The 22,279-nt window shown below is 33.1% G+C and carries 14 protein-coding genes; 5 read left to right on the top strand and 9 right to left on the bottom strand.

Translation table 11 applies throughout. The features are described 5' to 3' along the window. Nucleotides 1-39: 39 nt before the first annotated feature. From nth to CP370_RS03980, 7 genes are all read right to left on the bottom strand, one after another. Complete coding sequence (gene nth / locus CP370_RS04010) at nt 40-669, bottom strand: endonuclease III (RefSeq protein WP_012846145.1); 630 nt, start codon at nt 667-669, stop codon at nt 40-42. A 10-nt stretch (nt 670-679) separates the two neighbouring features. Continuing rightward, nucleotides 680-1,324, bottom strand: coding sequence for a DnaD domain protein (locus CP370_RS04005; RefSeq protein WP_087285140.1), 645 nt, complete (start codon nt 1,322-1,324; stop codon nt 680-682). 71 nt (nt 1,325-1,395) lie between these two features. Then, a complete protein-coding gene (gene asnS, locus CP370_RS04000) occupies nt 1,396-2,694 on the bottom strand; it encodes an asparagine--tRNA ligase (RefSeq protein WP_087712998.1) in 1,299 nt (432 codons plus the stop codon). Nucleotides 2,695-2,762: 68 nt separating this feature from the next. Then, nucleotides 2,763-3,257, bottom strand: a complete 495-nt coding sequence (locus CP370_RS03995; RefSeq protein WP_087712999.1) for a hypothetical protein — start codon at nt 3,255-3,257, stop codon at nt 2,763-2,765. After that, on the bottom strand, nt 3,250-6,066 hold the full coding sequence (locus CP370_RS03990; RefSeq protein WP_087713000.1) for a helicase C-terminal domain-containing protein: 2,817 nt from the start codon (nt 6,064-6,066) through the stop codon (nt 3,250-3,252). The genes CP370_RS03995 and CP370_RS03990 overlap by 8 nt, the downstream gene beginning before the upstream one ends. Before the next feature lie 24 nt (nt 6,067-6,090). Further along, the gene (gene addA, locus CP370_RS03985; protein WP_087713001.1) at nt 6,091-9,705 is read right to left on the bottom strand and encodes a helicase-exonuclease AddAB subunit AddA; all 3,615 of its coding nucleotides are present in this window, start codon (nt 9,703-9,705) and stop codon (nt 6,091-6,093) included. After that, a complete protein-coding gene (locus CP370_RS03980; protein ID WP_087713002.1) occupies nt 9,706-13,182 on the bottom strand; it encodes a PD-(D/E)XK nuclease family protein in 3,477 nt (1,158 codons plus the stop codon). It lies immediately after the preceding gene. 86 nt (nt 13,183-13,268) lie between these two features. Between CP370_RS03980 and mvk the strand changes: the two genes are divergently transcribed. From mvk to fni, 4 genes are read left to right on the top strand one after another with little or no spacing between them, the layout of a single operon-like run. Next, nucleotides 13,269-14,186, top strand: coding sequence for a mevalonate kinase (gene mvk / locus CP370_RS03975; protein WP_087713003.1), 918 nt, complete (start codon nt 13,269-13,271; stop codon nt 14,184-14,186). Further along, nucleotides 14,186-15,151, top strand: a complete 966-nt coding sequence (gene mvaD, locus CP370_RS03970) for a diphosphomevalonate decarboxylase (RefSeq protein ID WP_087713004.1) — start codon at nt 14,186-14,188, stop codon at nt 15,149-15,151. Before mvk ends, mvaD begins: the two co-directional genes overlap by 1 nt. Before the next feature lie 34 nt (nt 15,152-15,185). Then, nucleotides 15,186-16,259, top strand: a complete 1,074-nt coding sequence (locus CP370_RS03965) for a phosphomevalonate kinase (protein ID WP_012846136.1) — start codon at nt 15,186-15,188, stop codon at nt 16,257-16,259. 11 nt (nt 16,260-16,270) lie between these two features. Further along, nucleotides 16,271-17,296 (top strand): type 2 isopentenyl-diphosphate Delta-isomerase, encoded by a 1,026-nt coding sequence (gene fni, locus CP370_RS03960; protein WP_087713005.1) that lies wholly within the window; start codon nt 16,271-16,273, stop codon nt 17,294-17,296. A gap of 190 nt (nt 17,297-17,486) precedes the next feature. Here fni and CP370_RS03955 read toward each other — a convergent pair whose 3' ends face one another. Then, nucleotides 17,487-19,070 carry an ABC transporter ATP-binding protein gene (locus CP370_RS03955; RefSeq protein ID WP_087285148.1) on the bottom strand — a complete coding sequence of 528 codons (1,584 nt, stop codon included), beginning with the start codon at nt 19,068-19,070 and terminating at the stop codon, nt 17,487-17,489. Then, the gene (locus CP370_RS03950) at nt 19,070-20,650 is read right to left on the bottom strand and encodes an ABC transporter ATP-binding protein (protein WP_012846133.1); all 1,581 of its coding nucleotides are present in this window, start codon (nt 20,648-20,650) and stop codon (nt 19,070-19,072) included. Before CP370_RS03950 ends, CP370_RS03955 begins: the two co-directional genes overlap by 1 nt. Before the next feature lie 349 nt (nt 20,651-20,999). Between CP370_RS03950 and CP370_RS03945 the strand changes: the two genes are divergently transcribed. Further along, the gene (locus CP370_RS03945; RefSeq protein WP_087713006.1) at nt 21,000-22,214 is read left to right on the top strand and encodes an MFS transporter; all 1,215 of its coding nucleotides are present in this window, start codon (nt 21,000-21,002) and stop codon (nt 22,212-22,214) included. Nucleotides 22,215-22,279 lie beyond the last annotated feature (65 nt).

Raw genomic sequence — 22,279 nt, 5'->3', positions numbered from 1 at the left:
TCGTTTTAATGACTTTTGGGATCTTTTTTATATTATTTATTAGTTTAACGGTGGTAAGAAAGAATATGGATCTTGATTTTTAGTCCGAGCGGGCATTGTATATCTGCCGAATAAAATCATAGCATGATGAGTATGAATCCATTCTTCTTTTGGAAGCAATTCTTCAAGCCGCTTCTCTACTTCATGAGGAGTCGCTTTTGCACTAACGATATTAAATCTTTTAGAAATACGAGATACATGTGTATCTACTGCAATTGCTGGTACTTTGAAGCCTTCTGCTAAAACAACATTAGCTGTCTTTTCCCCCACGCCAGGTAAGGTCATCAAAATCTTTTTGTCTTTCGGAATCTGACCATCAAATTTTTCGGTAATAATTTGTGCTGTCTCTTTTAAATGCTTAGCTTTTGTACGATATAAACCAATTGTACGAATGTGATTTTCAATATCTTCAATATTTGCTTGGGCCAAAGTGGCACTATCTGGATAGTCCTTAAAGAATTTAGGTGTAGTTCTATTAACCATTTTATCGGTGGTCTGGGCACTCATTAAAACAGCACATAATAGGTGAAACTTTGTGTCCCAATTCAATTCCCCTTTAGCATCTGGATATAAAGAAAGAATTCTTTTTAAAACCAACCGTGCTTCATCATCTGATAATAATTCTTCCATAATTAGTTACCTAGTTTCTTTGAAGAAAATTTTTAATTTGATCTAGCGTAGTAAGGCCATGGCGCTGCCAATTTAGTAGGATTCTGTCAACATATTTAAAATTATATACCTGCGCTAAAATGGCTTCTCTAAGAGCGAGTTTGACTATTTCTGGATCATAGTGATCAATATTAATCCAAGCAGCAATTTCTTGTTTTTCAATTGGGCTCAATAAACGGCCAAATTCTATCTCAAATTGCCTTACTAACTCTTGAATTGGATTTGCGGATTGTTGAGTAGATGTAGAGGATTTAAAAGTAGCTTGATCTTGATAAGATTCTTCCCTTTCATCAATAAGCGTATCTAATTTCTGATATAAATGATTTAAATCATAGAAATTAGTTATGCGGCCTTCCCTATCTCTTTTTTGCCCCAATTCAATTAAATCCTTATCAATTAAGTTTTGAATTAGCTGGGAAATTTCAATCGGAGATAAATTCATTCTCTCTGATAAATTGTTATCGCTAGGGAAAAACTTTTTCTCCTGTTTGAAAGATTCTAGCTGCAATAATAGCATTACTTCAGTTTCAGATATTTTTAAAGAGGGGTAGTAACGTAAAAGACTATTAGAAATAACCGTAAAACCTTCATTTTGAATAGCCGAAAAAGACGCCATATAATTTTCCTTTCAAAAAAAGTTGAACTAAAATAGTTCAACTTTTTATATTTATGATATTAGATTATCAATTATGGTTGCATTCTGTTAATCAATCTTGGGAATGGAATAGCTTCACGAATGTGATCTAACTTACAAATCCAAGCGATTGTACGTTCAAATCCCATACCAAATCCAGAGTGAGGAACACCACCGAATTTACGCAAGTCAAGGTACCATTGGTAATCCTCTAAGTTAAGACCTGCTTCTTCAATTTGTTGTTTCAAAATTTCGTAGCTACCTTCACGTTCAGAACCACCAAAAATTTCACCATATCCTTCAGGTGCAATTACATCAGCACATAGGTATTCCTTAGGATTATCAGGATTTTTCTTCATGTAGAACGGCTTAATTGTGGTTGGGTAGTTAACGATGAAGACTGGACGATCAAATTGTTCTGAAATATATCCTTCGTCAGGTGCACCAAAGTCGTCACCCCATTTAATATCACGACCAGCTTCTTGAAGCATTTTAATAGCATCATCATATGAAAGACGAGTAAAGTTACCTTCAGTAGTTGGACGTAATTTTTCAGGATCTCTACCTAAGATCTTTAATTCATATTCATTATTTTCAAGAACTTGTTTAACCATGTAAGCCAAGTATCTTTCTTGGATATCTAAAGATTCGTCTTGGTGCATCCATGCCATCTCTGGTTCCATCATCCAGAACTCTGTCATATGACGACGGCCCTTAGATTCTTCTGCTCTAAATGTTGGTCCAAAAGTAAAGATTTTTCCGTAAGCCATCGCACCAGCTTCACCATATAATTGACCAGATTGTGACAAGTAAGCATCATTGTTGAAGTACTCAACGTGGAATAATTGAGTAGTACCTTCTGGAGCAGAGTGCATAAAGATAGGCGCATCAAACTTAATGAATCCTTCTTTTTCGAAGAAATCAATAGTTGCTTTAAACATAGTATTTCTAATTTGCATAATAGCAAATGGACGCTTAGATCTTAACCATAAATGACGATTATCAAGTAAGAAATCAACACCATGTTCCTTATTACCAATTGGGTAACCTTCATTGTTAGAAACAATTTCTAAATCTGAAATTTGAATTTCATAGCCAAAGTGTGAGCGCTTATCTTCGTGAACAGTACCAGTGATGTAAAAACTAGCTTCTTGACGCAAAGATTTAGCTGCTTCAAAAACTTCTTCAGAAACATCATTCTTACGAATAACACCTTGGAAAAATGCTGTTCCATCACGTAATTGTAAGAAGATAATCTTACCACTTGATCGTTTATCAGTTAACCAAACATGCATTTTAACTTCTTGGTCTACATGTTTAGAAGAATCTTTAATTGAGATTAATTCTGTCATTACTTACCAACCTTTTTAATTAAATTTAATTTTATTATACTAAAAAATCACTCTTTAGTTTAACAAATTTATAAATTGTCCGCATAGACTACTTCTTTTCCATTTCTAAAATCATAAAGAACATAGCCATAATTACCATTTTTCTTTTTATATGTTACTTCCCAAGCTGGCATCCCCTTATACCAACCTAGCTGGCACTTAGGGTTATTGTGTCCAGGATGTTCATCATTAAAAGTCTTTAAAATCTGTTCTTCACTTTTACCTTTATTTGCTTGATAAAGGTAAGCTTTTTTACTTTTTGGAAGATAAATGAAGTAATACTTTTTACCCTTCTTACTCATTCCTTCTAAACTATTGCTCTCAACGCTACGACTTAAATGGTAGTTCTTGTTAACTGTAGTAATTGGAGTCTTTTCAAGGGCAATCTTATTAGTTTCTTTAACTGTATCACTTGCTAGCTTAGTTGCAATATAAAATACAATACAAAGACATAGATAAATTGCTGCCAAAACTCCAACCACAATTCCAGTGATTTTAAGTCCCTTTTTTACATATTTATTCATTCTGTTTACTATTCCTTAAAACATTTAGTAGTTGTTGCTTGCTAACCTTTTTAGCACTCACAGGTAGTCCTGATAAAAACTGTTCGCCATAAGATTTATTCCAAACTCGTTGATCTAAAACTACAAAGACTCCATGATCACGCTCATTTCTGATCAAGCGCCCACAGCCCTGCCTAAATCTTAAAATTGCTCGTGGAAGTGTATCCACTTCAAAAATTTTATCAGCTCCAACTTGCTTTTTTAAACATTCTGTTCGTAATTTTACCTCAGGTTGATCTGGGGACTCAAAAGGTAAACGCGTAACAATTGCAAGATCTACTCCATTATGTTTAAAATCAATTCCTTCCCAGAAACTATTTGCTCCAAGTAAAATGGCTTTTTCAGCAATTCCGAAACGTTTAGCAATTTTTTCATTAGAACCAGTTAAGCCTTGAGCTAAAATTTCATAGTCCTTTAAAGCATTACTGTTTTCACTTAATCTGCTAAAAACATCCCGGATAACATCTAAATTAGTAAATAAAACTAACACATGTCTATAGTCTTTAATTTGAGTAAGTAAATTACTAATAAATGTTTCATATTCAGGACTGTTTGGATCCTCCGGCGCATTATTATCTGAAAGTGCATATACTTTTAAATGCTTTTCAACCTTGAAAGAAGGTTTTGCTCGATAAGTAAGTGTTTTTTTAGGATCTAAATATAGGTTTTTGATAGTATATGAGAAGTCGTCTTGTTCTGCTAAAGTAGCAGAAATAAATAATTTTTTATCAAAGTAATGATATAACTGTTTAACTTCTTCTTCAGGATCAAGTGTTAACCAAGTTAAATTAGTAGATAATGGATCATCTTCATTGCTTATTTCTAAAACGAATCCTTCATGATCTAACTTTTTAGGGTCACTTAATTGATCAAGTAAAAGATAGTTTTGCTCTGAGTAATAATCTAACTGATCTATTTCTTCTTGAAGATCTCTTATTAAAACATCATCGCTCGTTAAAAGATTATTTTGTTGATGATATAGCAAAAAGAGGAGTTGATTAGTCTCTTGGCGCACAATTTCAATATTATCTTGCATAAGATTTAACAAATGCTTGAAGTGCTTAATATTATTGAATAAATCCTGTCCCTGAAATCCGAGACTAATAGCATTTTGGCGCTTCTCTTCCCAACTGGTAGCAAATTTTCGATTATCATAAAGGGCTTGCTGGATCTTGTTAATAGAATGAATTAAATCATTTGTATCTTTTTCAAGTTTATCTAAGATCAATTTGAATTCTAAATTATTACCAAAACGTGCTTTAGCACTATCTTCGGCATAAAAAAGCAAGTTACGTAAGTGACTACACATTCCCCAGAAACTTTCAAATTGGAGTGAATCGTTTCTTGAACTTGCTACATTTTCAACAAAACGATGCGCCTCATCAACAACTAGGAACGGATTCTGGCCCCAAATTGAGTCCATATAGTGATTAGCTAAATAGGCATGATTAGTAATTAAAATATCAGCTTGTTCTTGTCTACTACGTGCTAAATTCCAGAAATCATATTCTGCAAAAGATGTTCCAATTCTCGCATCTCCAGGATGTTCAATTGCTGCAAAGAGAGGTGCCTGATAGTTAGTTAACTGGAGTTCATCTAAATCACCAGTTTCTGTTTCAGTAAGCCAGATCAAAATCCCCATTTGTAAAATTAAAGTTTGCTGAATCGGATTATCAGTCTGATAAAGAGAATTGTAAAATCCATCTAAATCTAAATAATGACTGCTTGATTTAACAATTTGGGCATCTAAGTCTAAACGAGTAACCCGTAAAAGTTGTGGAATTTCCTGCTTTAGAATTTGTTCCTGTAAAACCTTAGTGGGCGTTGCTACGACTAATTTTCTCCCAGAATATAGCTCATATGCATAAGCCATTAAGTAACTAAACGTTTTTCCGCTACCATTTGGTGCTTCAACAACTAGTGAGTTATCTGAGTCACTGTAAACAAAGTCGTGGAGTCTATTAATTAAACTAACTTGTCCCCGTCTAAAGCGGAGATTCTTTTTAAATAGTTCTTTCTTTTCATTATCGCTTTGAGGAAATGATCCAGGACTTGCTACATCATTACGACGTGGAGCTATATTTTGCTTTTTCAATATTAAATGTTTTACCTGAACCAAATCTTTAGGCAACGGTCTCTTAGTCTGCCGAGCAACTTGACCAATTTCATAAAAAATATAGTCAGTATCTCGTAGCAATCCTTTTGATAAGGAAGTCAAAGTATTGAGAGTTGCCTGAGGAAGATTTTCCAGTTTCTTAATTGCTTTTAGTAGTAATTTTGCCGTTACTAGTGCATCTGAATCAGCTCGGTGCGGATTTAAGTGTTTAATTCTCAAACGAGCTGTTAAATCTCGTAATTTATAAGATGGAAAAGTTGGAAAAACAATTTGTGCTAGTTCTACCGTATCCACTGCTTTTCCAGTTAGTGGCTCTAAGCCTGCATTTACAAGCTCATAGTTTAAAAACGGAAGATCAAAGTTTACATTATGTGCAACAAAAATTGTATTTTCTAAAATTTTTCGTATTTTTGGTGCATAGTAGCTAAAATCATGAGCCTTAGCAACATCCTCATTACTAATATGAGTTAAGTTTTCAACAGCTTGAGGGATTTCACGATGAGGATTGATTAAGAATGAATATGTTTTTACTACCTTACGCTTTTTGATGATTGCACAGCCAAATTGAATAATATGATCGCCTTGATTACGCTGGGTGCCCGTAGTTTCAAGATCAACGACCGCAAAAACATCATCTGTAAAGGCTTTTTTCATAATAATCTCCCTTCTATTCTGTTTCTAGTCTACTGGGACCACTTTCCTTGCGTCAAGCAAAATTAAATATTTTCCAATTACCTTTTTATTTTCCGATATTTCGTTTAATGCTTGTTCATATAAACGTAGTTGCCCAGTATATTTTTGCTTAATCTTGTCTATAGCTTGTTCTTCATGAGTTTTGTCAACAAAATCAGTTTTATAGTCAAATAAAATTAAACCTTTGTCTGTTTCAAAATATCCATCAATTGTTCCGTGAACTAGAATTTTAGCTGCTGAGTCAGAAAAATCATTAAACAGTTCACTAGCATTCACTAAGCTTGAGAATTGACTTTCTCTATGTAATTTTTCTGGTTTTTGCCAAAATTCTGCTGCAAATTCACTCATTACAAACCAATTTAAAGCTTCTTTTGATAAATGTGGCACCATCAATGGGTTTAATTTACCTAATTCTACAAGCTCTTCAATTTCTTGTTCTAAATTTAACTCAGTTTTATCACCCTGATAATCATAATATTGTAAAACTAGGTGCATCGCTGTTCCGATCTCTGCCCCAGTAAATTTTTGTTTTTCTAAAAATACGGGAGTCTCATCAATCGGTTGTAAATATCGATTACTTGAAGAAATAAGACGTGAATTCTCAAGTTCAGTATCCATAGGATCATTGAATACTTTTTTAATTTCAGAAACAGACTGATAGGCTGTAGTCTTAGTGGCATCCGCAAATGGATATTCAAAATTATAAAGGGTTTTAACTACATCATTCATTTTGGAACTTAATTTTTGAGTATCATCTTTTTGTTCATCCTTTTCTTCTATATCTGACTGCACAGCAAACTTTAAGTAATATATCTTATCTTGCTCTTCTAAAGCTAAGGTCATGTCTTCAATCGTTTGATCAAATTCATGCTTTTGTTCTAGCTTAGGTCCTAGAAAATCTAGTGGAGACTGGGCATTGATTTTTCTTATTAATGGAAGGATGTTCGTTTTTTGATCAATTTCACTTTTCCATTTTTTCTGCTTAGTTTCCATCTCACTTACACTAGCAACTAAGATGAGCTTTTGTTGAGCACGTGTTAAACCAACATATAAGATTCTAGCTTCTTCTTCAAGCATTTGTTGTCTTTTTTCGACATCGGCTAAAGATTTAACTAGTGAATCAATCCGATAATCTTTTTCTTTAATTGTTAATCCTAGTCCATCTTTACTAATCGTAAAATTACCACTTAAATCACGTGTCTGATACTTGTGCCCTAGTCCCATGACAAACACTACTGGAAATTCGAGACCTTTAGAAGCATGGATAGTCATTAGTTTTACAGCATTATCAGCCTTATCACTTAAAAGTGGTTGTGCTAAATCCTTTTGATTTTTACGCATACGTTCGATAAAACTAATGAATTGATATAATCCTTTAAAACCAGCACTTTCGTAAGAAGTGGCTCTCTCATATAGAGATTCTAGGTTTACTCTACGCTGTTGTCCATTAGGCAAGCCAGTCACAATTTCTAACAGGTGAGTTCTTTCGTAAATACTCCAAATTAACTCAGAAATTCGATGGGTTGCCGCAAATGAGCGCAGAGATTCTAATTGCTGAAGGAAGTTTTTACATTTTTGACCAAGATCCGAATTGACTGATGCAAAGCTGGTTAAAGCATTATAAAAATTTCCGGATCTAGTTTTGACCCTAATTTGCACTAATTCTGGCTCTTTAAAGTTAAAAAGCGGTGAACGTAAGACCGCCACTAGAGGGATGTCCTGTTGTGGATTATCAATCAATCTTAAGTAATTCATGATCATCACTAATTCAAATGTTTGAAAATAGTTCTGAGCATCAGTTACAAATAAAGGTAAATCTGCCTTTGCAAATTCTTGCATTACTTGTAAGTTGTCACTTCTAGTACGCGTAATAATCGCAATATCAGAATATTCTAGCGGGCGTTTAAGCTGTGTTTTTCGATCCCAGACTTGAAAATTTTCTTTCTTAAGTTGCTTAATTCTGGCAATAACCATTTGAATTTCACTGAAGTCCATTTCGTCTCCGAAATTTTCTTCAAATGAAGCTTGCGTTTGTTTTTTATCCGTGAAAATATATTCACTTGCAGTAGGCAAGTCAGCAGGATAATAAGTCGCGCCAAATTGTAATTGTCCTTCTTTTTTATAATCAATTCCACCAAAATTTGCAGTTAGAATTGGATTGAACAAAGAGTTAACTGTCTTAGTAACTCTTTTTGTTGACCGAAAATTATCTGATAAGATAATTTTTTCACTATCATCATTCTGTCCATAAGCATGATATTTGCTTAAAAACAAGTCAGGACGTGCTTGTCTAAAACCGTAAATAGATTGTTTTATATCTCCAACCATAAATAGGTTGTTTTGTCCCTTCTTTTTGATAGCTGCAATGATATTTTCCTGCAAAGCGTTAACATCTTGATATTCATCAATTAATATTTCATTGAATTTTTCTTGATAGTATTCTTGTGCAATATGAGCATTTGAAGTATCGGTGGTAAGAATGCTAAAAGCGAATTGCTCCATGTCACTATAGTCAATTAAATTCTGTTCTCGTTTTAATTGACCAAATCTCTTAATTAATTTTTTTTCGGTATCAACAATGGTCTTAACTATTTTTTCTGACTTTTTGAGAATATTTACCTGTTCTTTTTCTTCTACTACAAAAAAGTTAGCAAAAATCTTCTTAAGTTGATCATTTAAATCAGATTTTAGTTTTTGACTTTCTTGGTAAGTTTCAAGACTTTCCTCTGACCACTTTTTAGACTTGCGAATATTCTTTTCAAACTTACAATTCATTAAATTAGCTCGAATTTCGTTATAAGAATGATTATCTTCTAAAGCATTCAACAATTGCTCCAAGCGGCTGGCAAAAATATCGTAGTTTTCTTTAACCTTTACTAAATCCGGATTTTCCATTTGAGGATTTTCAAATAGCTGTTTTATCTCATTTTGCAGATCCCCGATCTCTTTTACTAAAAGCGGCTTAATATGAGTCTGCCACAGATCAGATTCAATTAAATCATCTTGAACTTGATAAGAATTGGGTAAATTATTGAGAAATTTTTCATAATTAGGCTCAGTAACTACAGTATTGTACAACTGCAATAAAAGATTTCGAGCTCCTTCCGCATCCCTGTCACCAGAAAAATTATCATAAAAATCCTGAAAATCTTGATCATTTTTTTCAAGGTACTCAATTTCTATTTCATGGAGGGCACGCTCTTTTAAAAGCTCAGCTTGGGTTTCATCCGTTAAAACACTAAATTGTGGGTCAAGATCAATCACATAATAAAAACGTCTAATTACATCTAAACAAAAAGAATCAATTGTAGATATATTAGCAGTATCCACATCAAGTAATTGGCTACGAAGAAATTGATTATTCGGCTCTTTTTCAATTTGATCACTTATTTTTTGCTTGATTCGTTCCTTCATTTCACGAGCAGCAGCTTTAGTAAAAGTGATGATCAAAAGCGACGAAACTGGTGTACCAGATAAAACGCGTTTCAAAACACGTTCAACTAATACTGTGGTCTTTCCTGAACCAGCGGATGCTGAAACTAGGATATCTTTCCCATAATCGTTAATTGCTTGATTTTGTTCTTTAGTAAAATTCGTCAACTATTCTTCACCATCCAAGTCTAATTTTTCTTTTATTAGGGTCAAAAGTGTCTTTTTATCAATAGATTTAATCTTATGATAATTATTTTCTTTAAGCATTGCATCAAAGAAGAATATATCTTTAAAGTCAGAATAAGTAAGGGATGTTTGTTGACCATAAGAATAAGGATCTAGCTCAATCTTTCCTGACAAAATCTCATTACCGGCATTTTTTATTAGGTAGGAGTTATAAGCTAATAGCAAGTCTAGTTGATCCGGAGTAAAACTCTGGTTTTGTGGCCAGCTAATATCGCCGTTTACTTTTCGTTTAACACTGGTATATAGATCAGAGACAGCACGATCTTTTTCCATTCCAGGTTCTATTAGATCCAGCATTTCTTCATCTGCAATTAAGATGCCGTTATACATCAATTTCTTAGTACTCTCTTTAGCTAAATCCTTAATTTGATAATTGCTTAAGATCATCTTTTCACTACTCAAACGTTCAAGACTACTGGTAATATTTTGATAAAATGCACCTAAAACATCTAAATCCTTACCTTGAGCAAAAAACTTGTTATTGTTTTTTAAAACTTCTAAGTAGGAAATCATCTGCATTGAAATTCCGTTTGCAAATAAACCTAGGTCAAATTTTTTTGCGGATGACTTATAATCTATCACTTCACCTAAAACTCGATCATTTACTTGAGCCAAATCAACTCGATCCATCTTTCCTCGAAGATCTACAATCTTCTTTTTATTATTATCATCTTTCCAGCTATATGAAAGACCACTTACCTTTTGATTTTTACCAAAACTTAATTCGGAATACTGCGGTCTAAAAATCGTCTTATTTACATTGCTATGCCAGTAATGAGCTACATTAGCTGTAGTTTGATCTAACTTATGGAATAGGTATTTATTGAATGGATCATTTAAAAGCTGACGATATCTGCCCTTTTCTTTTAATTCTTCTCTTACTTCAATTAAAAGCTCGCCTAACTTCTCCTCTGTTAAATCAGCAAAGTTTAACTTCTTTTCTTTAATTCTTTTAACTAGATAATCAAAAGTTTCATGGTAGTAGTTTCCGGCCTGAATTACATCAAGTTCATTTTCAAAGCGTTTCTTCAAATGTAAGCCATAATTTAGGAAGTATTCAAAAGAATTTTGATAATAAGTTTCTAGTTGTGAAACAGAAGTTTCAATCCGATCACCGTACAGCTGTTGGGCTAGATCAGGCGAAAGATCTTGCGGTATATTCTTAAAACTGCTCCCTTCAAGCACATTTTTCGCGATTTCACCAATTTTTTCTTCCGTCATATCTAGCAGAGACTCTATATCAGTAGCTGCTTTATTCTTTAAGTAAGTCAGATAACCTAAACTTGCTTCTGGATTAGTTATAAAAGTTAAGACATCTCCATTATTCTGAGGTAAATCATGTTGGGAAAATTCATCAGCGCGGGTCAACTTTAATAGCTGCTTATAAAAAATTGAAGGCTCTAATTGTTCATTTGCAGTATTAATTACTGGATAAGAAATATAAATCTTATCACTAGCCAAGCTCAAAGCATTTCCAAATTGGTAATTTTGATCTAAGTTATTGATCTTTTGCTGATCTTCTAAGTATCCATTAGCTTCATTTCCTTCATTTAGCTGCTCTAAATTTTCAGAGCTAAAGAAACCTGGTATTTTTTCAATTTGGGGCAAGTTAGTACTAGTTGCACCAATAATGAAAACTCGTTTATATCCTTGGCCTTGAACCATACCTAATTCAGAAATGTTAACTGCATCAAGAGTAGACGGAATTTGCGAGAAATTAGCCTCGCTAAAGCCGCTGATTAAAAGATCAAAAAATTGATCTATAGAAAACTTAGTTGCTACCAGTAAGTAGTCCTTTAATAAATCAGTTAAAGTTGACCAAACTTGCTCTGGTTGCTGGGCTAATTGTAAATCACCAGTATCATTAGCTTCTTTGCGCCAACTTTCTAGACGTTTTGCAACATGATTTTTAATTAGAAAATTCCAGAAAACTGTTACTCCAGCTTGGGGATCCTCTTCTTTATCAAGTTGCTCAAAAAACTTAGTTAAAGCATCAATAAAGTACTCTCGTAGTCGATCAAGTTCTTCTACTTCTTTCTCAGATTTATCTAAGGCAATTACATCTGCATCTACAAAACTCTTTAGTGATTTAGTCCATAGCTTACCTTTGATACCATGAGCTAAGACAAAATTTTCAAGTAGGTCAACATCATTTTGATAGCGAGCAGAATTTTTGTACCAGTCAGGGATGAATAACTGGGTCTTCATTAAAGCAATTACATTATCTGTTTGAAAACCACGCTTAAAAATTTGCTGTAGATTTTCAACAACAACTACTAGGGGATGGTATTTCATTTCTCTTTGCAAATCATTAAAGAAAGGAATCTGGTTTTGCCTTAAAATTGGAGTTAAATATGTTTCATATTCACTTAAATTAGGTGCTAAAACTAGAAAATCCTGATAGCGATAGTTATTTAAGGCTACCTGTTGGTAAATTGTCCGCGCAACAAAATAGGCTTCTGCATACCGCGAATCTGCTTTGACTGGCTGCAAAAACTTACTTAAACGTTCATCAAACCCACTCGTTTTTGTCCAAACCCCATTTAGTAAAGAGCTAGGACTTGTTTGAGTAAGTGGATACTCTTGAGTTTGATAATCTAATTGCTGATTTTGCCAAAAATGCTCTAATTGGCCGATTGTACGTTGCACTACGTAGTCATAGTCACCTGGTTCAGCATTATTATCAATTTTGCCAATTTTTGTCTTAAAAGCTAAAGTTGTATTTTTTGCTTTTTTTGAAATTAAACGAACCGAGGTTAACTCTTGCAAAGAAAAATGTGAAAAATCAGAAAAATAAAATTCCATCGTGCTCAAGTTATTGCTTTTTGCTAAGAACTCATTAAGCAATAATTGCATTTCATCTTTGGTAGCAAATTTTTCTGATAAACGTTCAATAAACTCATCATAAATAATTCTTAAGTCATGAATTTTATAGCTGGTCTCTTCATTTAATTTCTTTTCATCAATATTGTCTAACTCAATATTGCCGGCTCGTACAGATAAAATAGCCTCATACATTTGTCTTAAGGCACCGGATGTAACTTGAGTTTGATTCTGAAATAGTTTTAATTCACCTTGATGATCTTTAACAATTTGCTCTAGTAGCATGACACTAGCGGCATCATCTAGAATTTGTGGTAGTTTAATTGCCTCATCTCTCAAGAAATACCAAGCTAACCGTGAGAAAGAAAGGATGTGCAATTTATTTACTGCAACTTGTTTTTTATTTGTTAAAACAGAGAGCTTGCTAAGTGCGCGTACTTCTGTGGTAAACTTAATATGGTTTGGCACAATAATAAAAACATCGTGTCTTTTATCTTGGTAGTATGACTTAACAGCTTGATCAATTATTTCATTTTGCAAGTTGTCTACTTGTCTACCAGTAATTACATTAATCATAAGTCTCTAGTCTCCTTAGCAAATATTTTAGCATATGAGACAAGGCAATTAGACTTAATGAAATTTATAATCTAGGAAGGATAATTGTGAATAAAAAAATAGAAGTCAAAGCACATGGAAAAGTAATTCTTATTGGTGAGCATTCTGTAGTTTATGGCTATGATGCCCTCGCTCTTCCAATCCAGGCCTTAAATATCACCACAACTGTTGAAGAAACTGATGGTCCTACTTGGATGGATACAACTCATTATCATGGTGCTTTTTTTGATGCACCTGCTGAATATGATGGTATTAAATATATTGTGAAAACTTTACTTGAAAGAGTAAAGAACGCTCCTAATCTCAAAATTACTTATACTGGTGAAATTCCTATGGAACGGGGTTTTGGATCAAGTGCTGTTGTAGCTTTAGGAACTACCAAGGCTGTCTCACAGTTTTTAGGATTAACTCTTTCTGAATCTGAGATCATGAAAATCACTAATCATGCAGAAATGATTAATCATGGAAAAGCTTCCGGCCTTGACGCTGCTACCGTAAATTCCGATTACTTAGTTTTCTTCAATAAACAAGATGGACCAAAACAGCTTTCTCAAAAATTAGGTGCTACCTTATTAATTATGGATACGGGTGAACTTGGAAATACCAAAGTCGCAGTTAAATCAGTTAAAAAGCAAATGGATGAAAGTGATCTTAAAAAGAAACAAATTGCACGGCTTGGAGAATTAGCTACCGCAACACGACAAAATTGGTTTAACCAAAATGCAGAAGAGATCGGAAAGATTTTTAATGAAGCCGAAAACATCCTTGCCTCCTTTAAGCTTTCAACTGAAAGAATCGATAATATTTGTAAAATTGCCAATGAAAATGGCGCTTTAGGAGCTAAATTATCTGGTGGTGGCTTAGGTGGCATTGTAATTGCCCTATGTCCTAATCAAGAAGTTGCTCAAAAAATTGCCGAAAAGGCTAAAGCTAATTTTGATAATGACTGGATTGAGGAAATTTAATGAAAAAAACTGCTCGTGCCCACACTAATATCGCCTTAATTAAATATTGGGGAAAAGCTGACCAAGCTTTAAAGACACCGTTAATGTCTAGTCTTTCAATGACATTAGATGCTTTTTATACTGATACTACATTTGAACATGATTCTTCATTAACTGAAAATACATTTATTTTAAATGATCAAAAACAATCAGTAGAAGACAGCAAGCGAGTTTTTAATTATATTCATTTATTACAAGAAAAGTTTGGCATGACTGACCACTTTACAATTCGGTCTACAAACCATGTTCCTACTTCTGCTGGTCTTGCTTCCTCAGCGTCAGCTTTTGCGGCTCTTGCAACAAGCTTTGCTGCAAGCTATGGATTAGATCTTTCTAAAAAAGAACTCTCAAGACTTGCACGGCTTGGGTCAGGCTCAGCGACTAGATCAGTTTATGGTGGCTTTGTTGAATGGAAAAAAGGATTTGATGATGAGAGCTCCTATGCAGTTCCAATTGATGAAAATCCTGATCTTGATCTTTCTCTCCTAGCAATCGAAATTAATACAAAGCAGAAAAAAATTTCTTCAACAAAAGGAATGCAATTAGCTCAAACTTCTCCTTTTTATCAGCCTTGGTTAGCTAGAAACGAACAAGAAATTACTGAAATCAAGCAAGCTATTCAAAATAATGACTTTACTAAGATTGGTGAACTTAGCGAACTAAGTGCTAACGAAATGCACGCTTGCAATTTAACCGCTAAAGAACCGTTTACTTATTTTGAACCGGAAACCATTAAAATTATTAAATTAGTTGAAGAATTAAGAAAAAATGGCATCGAGTGTTACTATACAATTGATGCCGGTCCAAACGTAAAAATTATCTGCACCTTAAGAAATAGAAAAGATATTATTTCAGCTGTTCAGAAAACCTTGACTAATGTTAAAATAGTCGTTGCGAGTTTCGGCCCAGGCGTTACTCTGCTTTAGTAATTTGAAAATAAAAAGATTAGAGGAATATTCGTTGATTACAGAACAAGCACCAGGAAAGTTGTATATTGCGGGAGAGTATGCAGTTCTTGAGCAAAACTGCCCTGCCATTTTAGTAGCAGTAAATGAATTTGTACGTGTTTCAATTGCAAAAAGTACAGGTACAAGTGGGTTAATTCATTCTAAACAGTATTCTCAAGATTCAATTCACTGGATCCGTAAAGGTAACCAAATGGTTATTGATAATCGTGATAATCCGTTTGAATACATTTTATCTGCTATTAAATTTACAGAACGTTTTTGTCTTGAACAAAAAGTTCCAATGTCTTTATACGACCTACATGTTAATTCAGATCTTGATTCAGCCGATGGTAAGAAATATGGTCTTGGCTCTTCAGCTGCTGTAACAGTTGCTACAGTGAAGGCTATCCTTAATTTCTATGGATTACACTGTACAAAAGATCTTATTTTTAAACTTTCTGCTATTTCTCACTACAGCGTTCAAGGTAATGGATCTGCTGGTGATATTGCAGCAAGTGTTTATGGTGGTTGGCTTGCTTATCAAACTTTTGATAAAGCATGGCTTAAGACAGAATTAGCTACTAAATCTCTTAGCGAAGTTTTAAATGAAGCTTGGCCTGGTCTTAAGATTCAACTATTAACTCCTCCCGAAGGATTAAACCTAGTAATTGGTTGGAGTCAAAAGCCTGCTTCAACTTCTCAATTAGTTGATAAGACTAATGCAAAGAAAAAGTTCATTAGGACGCAATACGACACCTTTTTAGATGAATCCCGAAAATGTGTTCTTGATATGATTAGGGGCTTTAATGAAAAAAATATTTCTTTAATTCAAAAACAAATTCGTTTAAATCGTCAGTTATTAAAAGACTTTGCTTCTCTTAACCATATTGCTATCGAAATTCCACGTTTAACTAAATTAATTAATATTGCCGAACAATTTAATGGCGCTGCTAAGACTTCTGGTGCAGGAAATGGCGATTGTGGTATTGTGATTGCAGATGAAAAAACTGATATCGAAGAAATGAAAAATAATTGGCGTAAAAATGGAATTATGCCATTGAACTTTCTAGTTCACTCAATTGCTTAGTGGGAAAAATTATGTCACAAAGATCTCAAAGAAAAGAAGAACATCTAGCATTAGCTAAGATGTTTTTTAATAGTAATAAAGATAATGATTTTAATCATGTTCATTTAATCCGCCCTGCTCTTCCAGAAAGTGCAGTAAGTAGAGATAGTATTTCAACTGAAATGTTTGGTCACCAAATTAGTGCTCCCTTCTTTATTAATGCAATGACTGGCGGCTCTGATACTTCCTATACCATCAATCAACGTTTAGCTAAAGCGGCTGCTGCAGAAAACATTCCGATGGCTTTAGGATCCGCTAGCATTCTTGAAAAAGAAATTGATCAAATAAAGAGCTTTGAAGTTGCACGTCAAGAAAATCCTGATGGACTAATTTTTGCAAATGTTAATCCAACTACTGATCCAAAAGCAGCTCAAAAGATTGTTGACGCTTTAGATGCAAATGCATTACAGATTCACCTTAATAGTGTTCAAGAAGCTGTAATGCCTGAAGGCGATCGAGATTTTCATTGGATAGACAATCTAAAAGAAATTAGAGATACAGTCGATGTGCCAATTATTATTAAAGAAGTTGGAATGGGAATTGATCCTGAATCTCTTCGTACCCTTTTAATCAATGACTTTTCAATTATCGATTTAGGTGGAAGCGGCGGAACTAATTTTGCCCAAATTGAAAATGAAAGACGAAAGACTCAAAAATTAAACTTTTTAGAAGATATAGGTCTTTCTACTGTCAAAACGCTGCTTGCAGCACGTACTATCCCCGTCAATAAGACTATTATTGCGGCTGGTGGTATTACAAATGCACTTGATATTTTTAAGTCTTTAGTTTTAGGAGCACAGTATGTTGGTATAGCAAACTATTTCTTGCAGTTTGCTAGTCAAGATTCTGAGACTTTAATTGCTGCTATTCAAAACTTAAAATATGAATTAAAACTTTTAACTGCTCTATTTGGTTTAGATCATATTTCTAAAGCCGATGAAGTTAAATATTATTTGGATACTGATCTTTACAATTTCACTCGACAACTCTATAATTAGTGCTATTTCTTTGGATGGCTGCTTACAGCAGCCATCCTTTTTATTTTTTTATGATACTAATGTTAAAGTAACAATTTTATTAATTTAAATATAAAAGTAAAAAAGTTCATTAAATCAAATTTTGATCTATACCAAAAGTTAATTAATGAACTTCATTCTCCTAAATATCAAAAGTCAATTGATATTGGTTTTATTCTTTTATCAAATGAATTTCGCGGTCAAATAATTCATGCATTTCTTCAGTAAAATTATGGGCAATAAATACAATTGTCGTTTTACTTTTTAATAATTTGTCTAAAATATCAATGGTTCCACTTTGATCAATCGCACTCGTCCCCTCATCGATTAAAATAATATCACTCTCATGAACTTGAGCCCTTGCTAAAACAATTTTCTGCCTCTGTCCTCCAGAGATGTTTAATTTATCAAGATCCAGTTTTTTATTAATGCCCTCATCAAATTTTTGCAGATCAGAAGATAAATCTACTTCTTCTACTGACCTTTCAACTTTATTATCGAGCTTATTGTTAAACATAGTAATGTTTTCTTTAATGGAGGCTGGGAATATAACCGGATCTTGCGGTAAGTATCCAATTGCTTTCAAATCTGGATTAATTTCATTTCCATCCTTATCTTCAAAAATAATCTTTCCAGCACTAGGTGCTAATTCTCCCAATATCAATTTAAATAGAGTTGATTTACCAGTACCAGAATCTCCTGTTAAGAGAATCTTTTCACCCTGATTAATCTGAATATCCGGATAACTTAGTTTTTCGCCATTTGGAAAATCGAGTCTTAATGATTCTGTTTTAATTACAGTAGGCATATTTGTTTTTTGCTTATCTGAAACTTGAACTTTTTCCGCTGCTTCATTTACTTCTTCAATTAGACTCTTTACTCCCTTCATTTCTCCCCTAGCCTGAGAGATTTGATTAATTGCTTGATTTAAATAAAATCTAAAATTTCCCACTATTAATAGAGTACTCATTTGTACTAAGCCATTTTTGACTAAAAATCCGGTCAAAACAAATATGATCAACCCAAACAATGCAGAAGCTATCCCGTTAATCGCATTAAGTAATTTAGTATAAGTAGTTTGCTTAACAGTTGCGTCTTCAAGTTTTTTACTAGCATTTTGAGTGACAGAAAATAGCTTTGCACCAGCTGCAAATTGTCTTAATTGATCTAAACCGCGTAGCCAGTCGTTTAAAGTATCTAAATATATTTCATTGCTAGTCGAAATAAGTTTATTAGCTTTTTGGAGTGGTTTTTCAATCAATTTTGGCAAAGCTAGAGAAATGGCTACAATTATACAAATTGTAATTAATAGAACCCAATTTAACATAATTAAATATATGATAATTGCAATAAGTTGAACAACTCCAAAAATTAGATTTAGAAGAGAGCCATAGTAATTATCATTAATTAATTCTAAATCATTAGTTAGTCTATTTTGAATTTTTGAAACCGGATGATCTCTATCATCATGGAAATAATGATCTACTATTTTTTCTCTTACACTATTATTTAAATCTTGCGTTTGAGCAAGAAGTAGATATTGTGTCAGACTAAATAGTGCATAAAACATTATACACACAGTTAAACTAATAGCTGAAATTATCAAAAAATTTGGTAAATTTCTTGAAAGAATAATATTCGTCTCTATTTGAACTAAGGCCGTCATCGCAATTGTTAAAAGAGGAGAAAGAATAGCTAAAATTGAAAACAGAAAAAAACGTGCCCTATTAATTCGAATAAAATTTCTTAAATTCATTATTCCTCTTCCCCTTTCTTAGCTAATCTTATTTCTTGATCAAACTTAGCTCTTAACTCTGGTGTAAAATTATGGGCAATCATTAAAATTGTCTGATCTGTTTTAAGCAAAGCAGTAATAATCTCTTCAGTAGCTTTTTGATCAATTGCACTAGTTACCTCATCCATCAATACAAATGGCTGATTATAAATTTCACTTCTAGCTAATACAATTTTCTGGCGTTGTCCTCCCGATAAATTATTTTTCTTTAGATTAACTACTGTATCAATTCCAGAAGGCATTTTATCTAAATCACTTTTTAATTCGACATTCTTAACAACATTCATTAATTGTTTTTCTGTTCTTTTAACAAACATCGTTATATTATCTTTAATTGAAATCGGAAAAACTATTGGATCTTGCGGTAAATAACCCAGGCTAGCATTGGTTATTGGCTGACTTTCCTTATCAAAATAAGTAATCTTACCACATTTAGTCTCAATTTTTCCCAATAATGCTTTAAATAAGGTGGACTTACCTGTTCCCGAATCTCCAGTTAAAAGTACTTTTTCACCAGGTTTAATAGTGAAATTTGGATAAGTGATAGTTTCTCCTTCGTCGTATGTAAATTTCAAATTTTCAACCGATACACCATAAGCAGCTGTCTTTACAGTCTGCTTTTCTTTTTTGCGTAAAGTTAAAATTTCCTCTCTTAATGTTTTGGTTGATTTAACTAAAGTAATTGAATGGGTAATTTCCCAAACTGCTGAAAAGATAGTTGATCCAAATCCACCCGCTACAGCGAATTCTCCAAAAGAAATCACATGATTTAAGAATAAAATTCCTGCAAAAAATGATATTCCTATTTGTGCTAAGGCATTTCCGAAACCATTGAATAAGTAGGAAGTAGTTTGGTACCGATAGTTTTTCTTATTTGCCTTCGTGTAATCGTCACTTGCCTTATGTAGCTGTCTTCTCAATCTCTCATATGCACTAAAGCGTCTTAACTCTTGCAGTCCACCAAACCAATGCTCAATCGTATTTAGCAACTTTTCATTTTTATCATTTACGTTCTTAGTTGCCTGAGCTGTTTTCTTTTCCATAATTTTAGGTAGAAGAAAATTAATTCCTAGTAATATCGCACTAACTAAAATTAAGCTCCAGTTCATAGTAAATAACAAAACAACTGCGATTAAAATTTCAAGAGTTCCACTCAAAATTGATAGCCATGGAGTAGCAAAGTTGGTAGTTAATAGCTTAAGATTTGCTGTTAATTGATTTTGCATTTTGGAAGTTTTTTCATCTTCTGAAGAAGCATAGTAATGCTCAATAATTTCTTCTCTAATCCTATGAACATAGTCTTGTGTTTGTCTTGTGAAAGCAATTGTTGCAATTGGTAATAAAACTGCCGTCCCTATTTCCATCCCAGCCTGAATAAAAGTCCAAAAAAGATATCCATTTAAATTACCTTTAAGAATATTGTTTAATGAATCTTTAAAAAGATATTCTCCCATTGAACCCGCAACTGCATATAAAATATACAAACAAAAAATCAATATTGAACGGGGAACATTAATTTTAACCAACTCTTTAAACGTCATTATTTACCCCTCCTATTTTTATTTGTTATTAATTATACTAATATTTTTTTAATTTACAATCATATTTTTATAAGCGGACAAATTTATGCACTAAGTGGTATATTTTCGGACTTAGCAAGTATGCTATACTTATTTTATCTATGATAAATCGAGGTGATTACTAAGTGTTTATTCTAAATAACTTAGGATTAAGCTTAAAACTGAATTATTTTCTTTCAGTTATTAAGCTATATTTAATAAATATCCCCAAATTTGATGAAAGTTTGGGGTTTGTTAACTAAAATCTAGCTATCTTTTCCCTAAACTTTCATGTACTCAATAAATTTAAGTATTAAAAAGGAACGGGAAAATGACTAACAAAAATAACTATAATATTATAAGCCTCTTAATTGGCCGGATCGGAACAAATGTTGCTGACTCTCTTTTCTATATGGCAATATTGTGGTACTTTAAAACCCATTTTAATTCACCAATGCTTCTTTCAGTGATATTCATAGCTGAATCTAGCATTGATATGTTTTCGTTTACTTTAGGACCTATAATTGATCGCATAGATATCAAAAAAGCATTAAAACTAGTGACAATTATTCAAGCAATGCTGAGTATAATCATTATTCCACTATTTAATAATCAAAAATTACACTTTTTAGGAATTACATTTTTGATAGTAGTCTATGTTTTGTCAACTATCGGCTCAACATTAATCTATCCTGCTGAAGACAAGATACTGCCCAATATAGTAGAAAAGAAAGAATTACCTAAAGTTAATGGGATTTTTCAGATGTCTTATCAAACTTTAGATTTATTTCTCAATGCTGGAGCAACAATCCTAATTACCTTTTTATCTATAAAAAATACAATTATTATTTCAGCATTAGTATTTGCATTTGCACTTTTGTTCTACACGCGTTTACACTTTAAACTTCCAGCTGCCTCATCACCTGAAGGTAATACTAGCTATTTCAAAGATTTAGTGAGTGGTTGGCAAGCATTACGCACTAATAAAAATATTTTAGTTTTAATCTTACCTTTTGCTCTAACCAACTTATTTTATGGAATATCATCTGTTGGTTTACCTTACTTTGCCACCAAATACTTAAACAATAGTGCAGTTAGCTATGGAAGTTTAGAACTTGCCTCTTCAATTGGAGGATTACTAGGCAGCCTTATCGTACAGCGACTTTACGTGAAAGACAGTCAACTAAGGCTATTAATTGTCACTTGCTTAATGCTTTCTGGATTAGCAATTGTTTTAGAAGTGATAGCTGCTCCAATCCGGCCTATTTTAATTCTAATATTTGCCCTATGTAGTACTTTCTGGATTAGCATTATGAACATTAATTTTAAGGTTCTAGTTCAAGAAAGTTTTCCTTCTAGTTTATTAGGGCGAATTATCACGATTAACAGCAGCATTGTTAATTGCATGATTCCGATTGGATCATTTTTAGGAGGATTTATTGTTAAAAAATACGGTGCTCGTCCAGCCATTATTCTTGAAGGGCTGGCTCAGCTAGTGACAGCTGTCTTCTATCTAATAATGTTTTTAAAAAGAAAAAGAGCATAAATGCTCTAACTGAAGTGCCATAGAAAAGTTAGACATTTATAAAATTTTAAAGATTTGATAATACA

It is taken from the genome of Lactobacillus sp. UMNPBX19, assembly GCF_002553805.1.
In the GTDB taxonomy this organism is placed as follows: Bacteria; Bacillota; Bacilli; order Lactobacillales; family Lactobacillaceae; genus Lactobacillus.
Note: the sequence above shows the minus strand (reverse complement) of the source record. Positions and strands in the feature narration are given on the sequence as shown.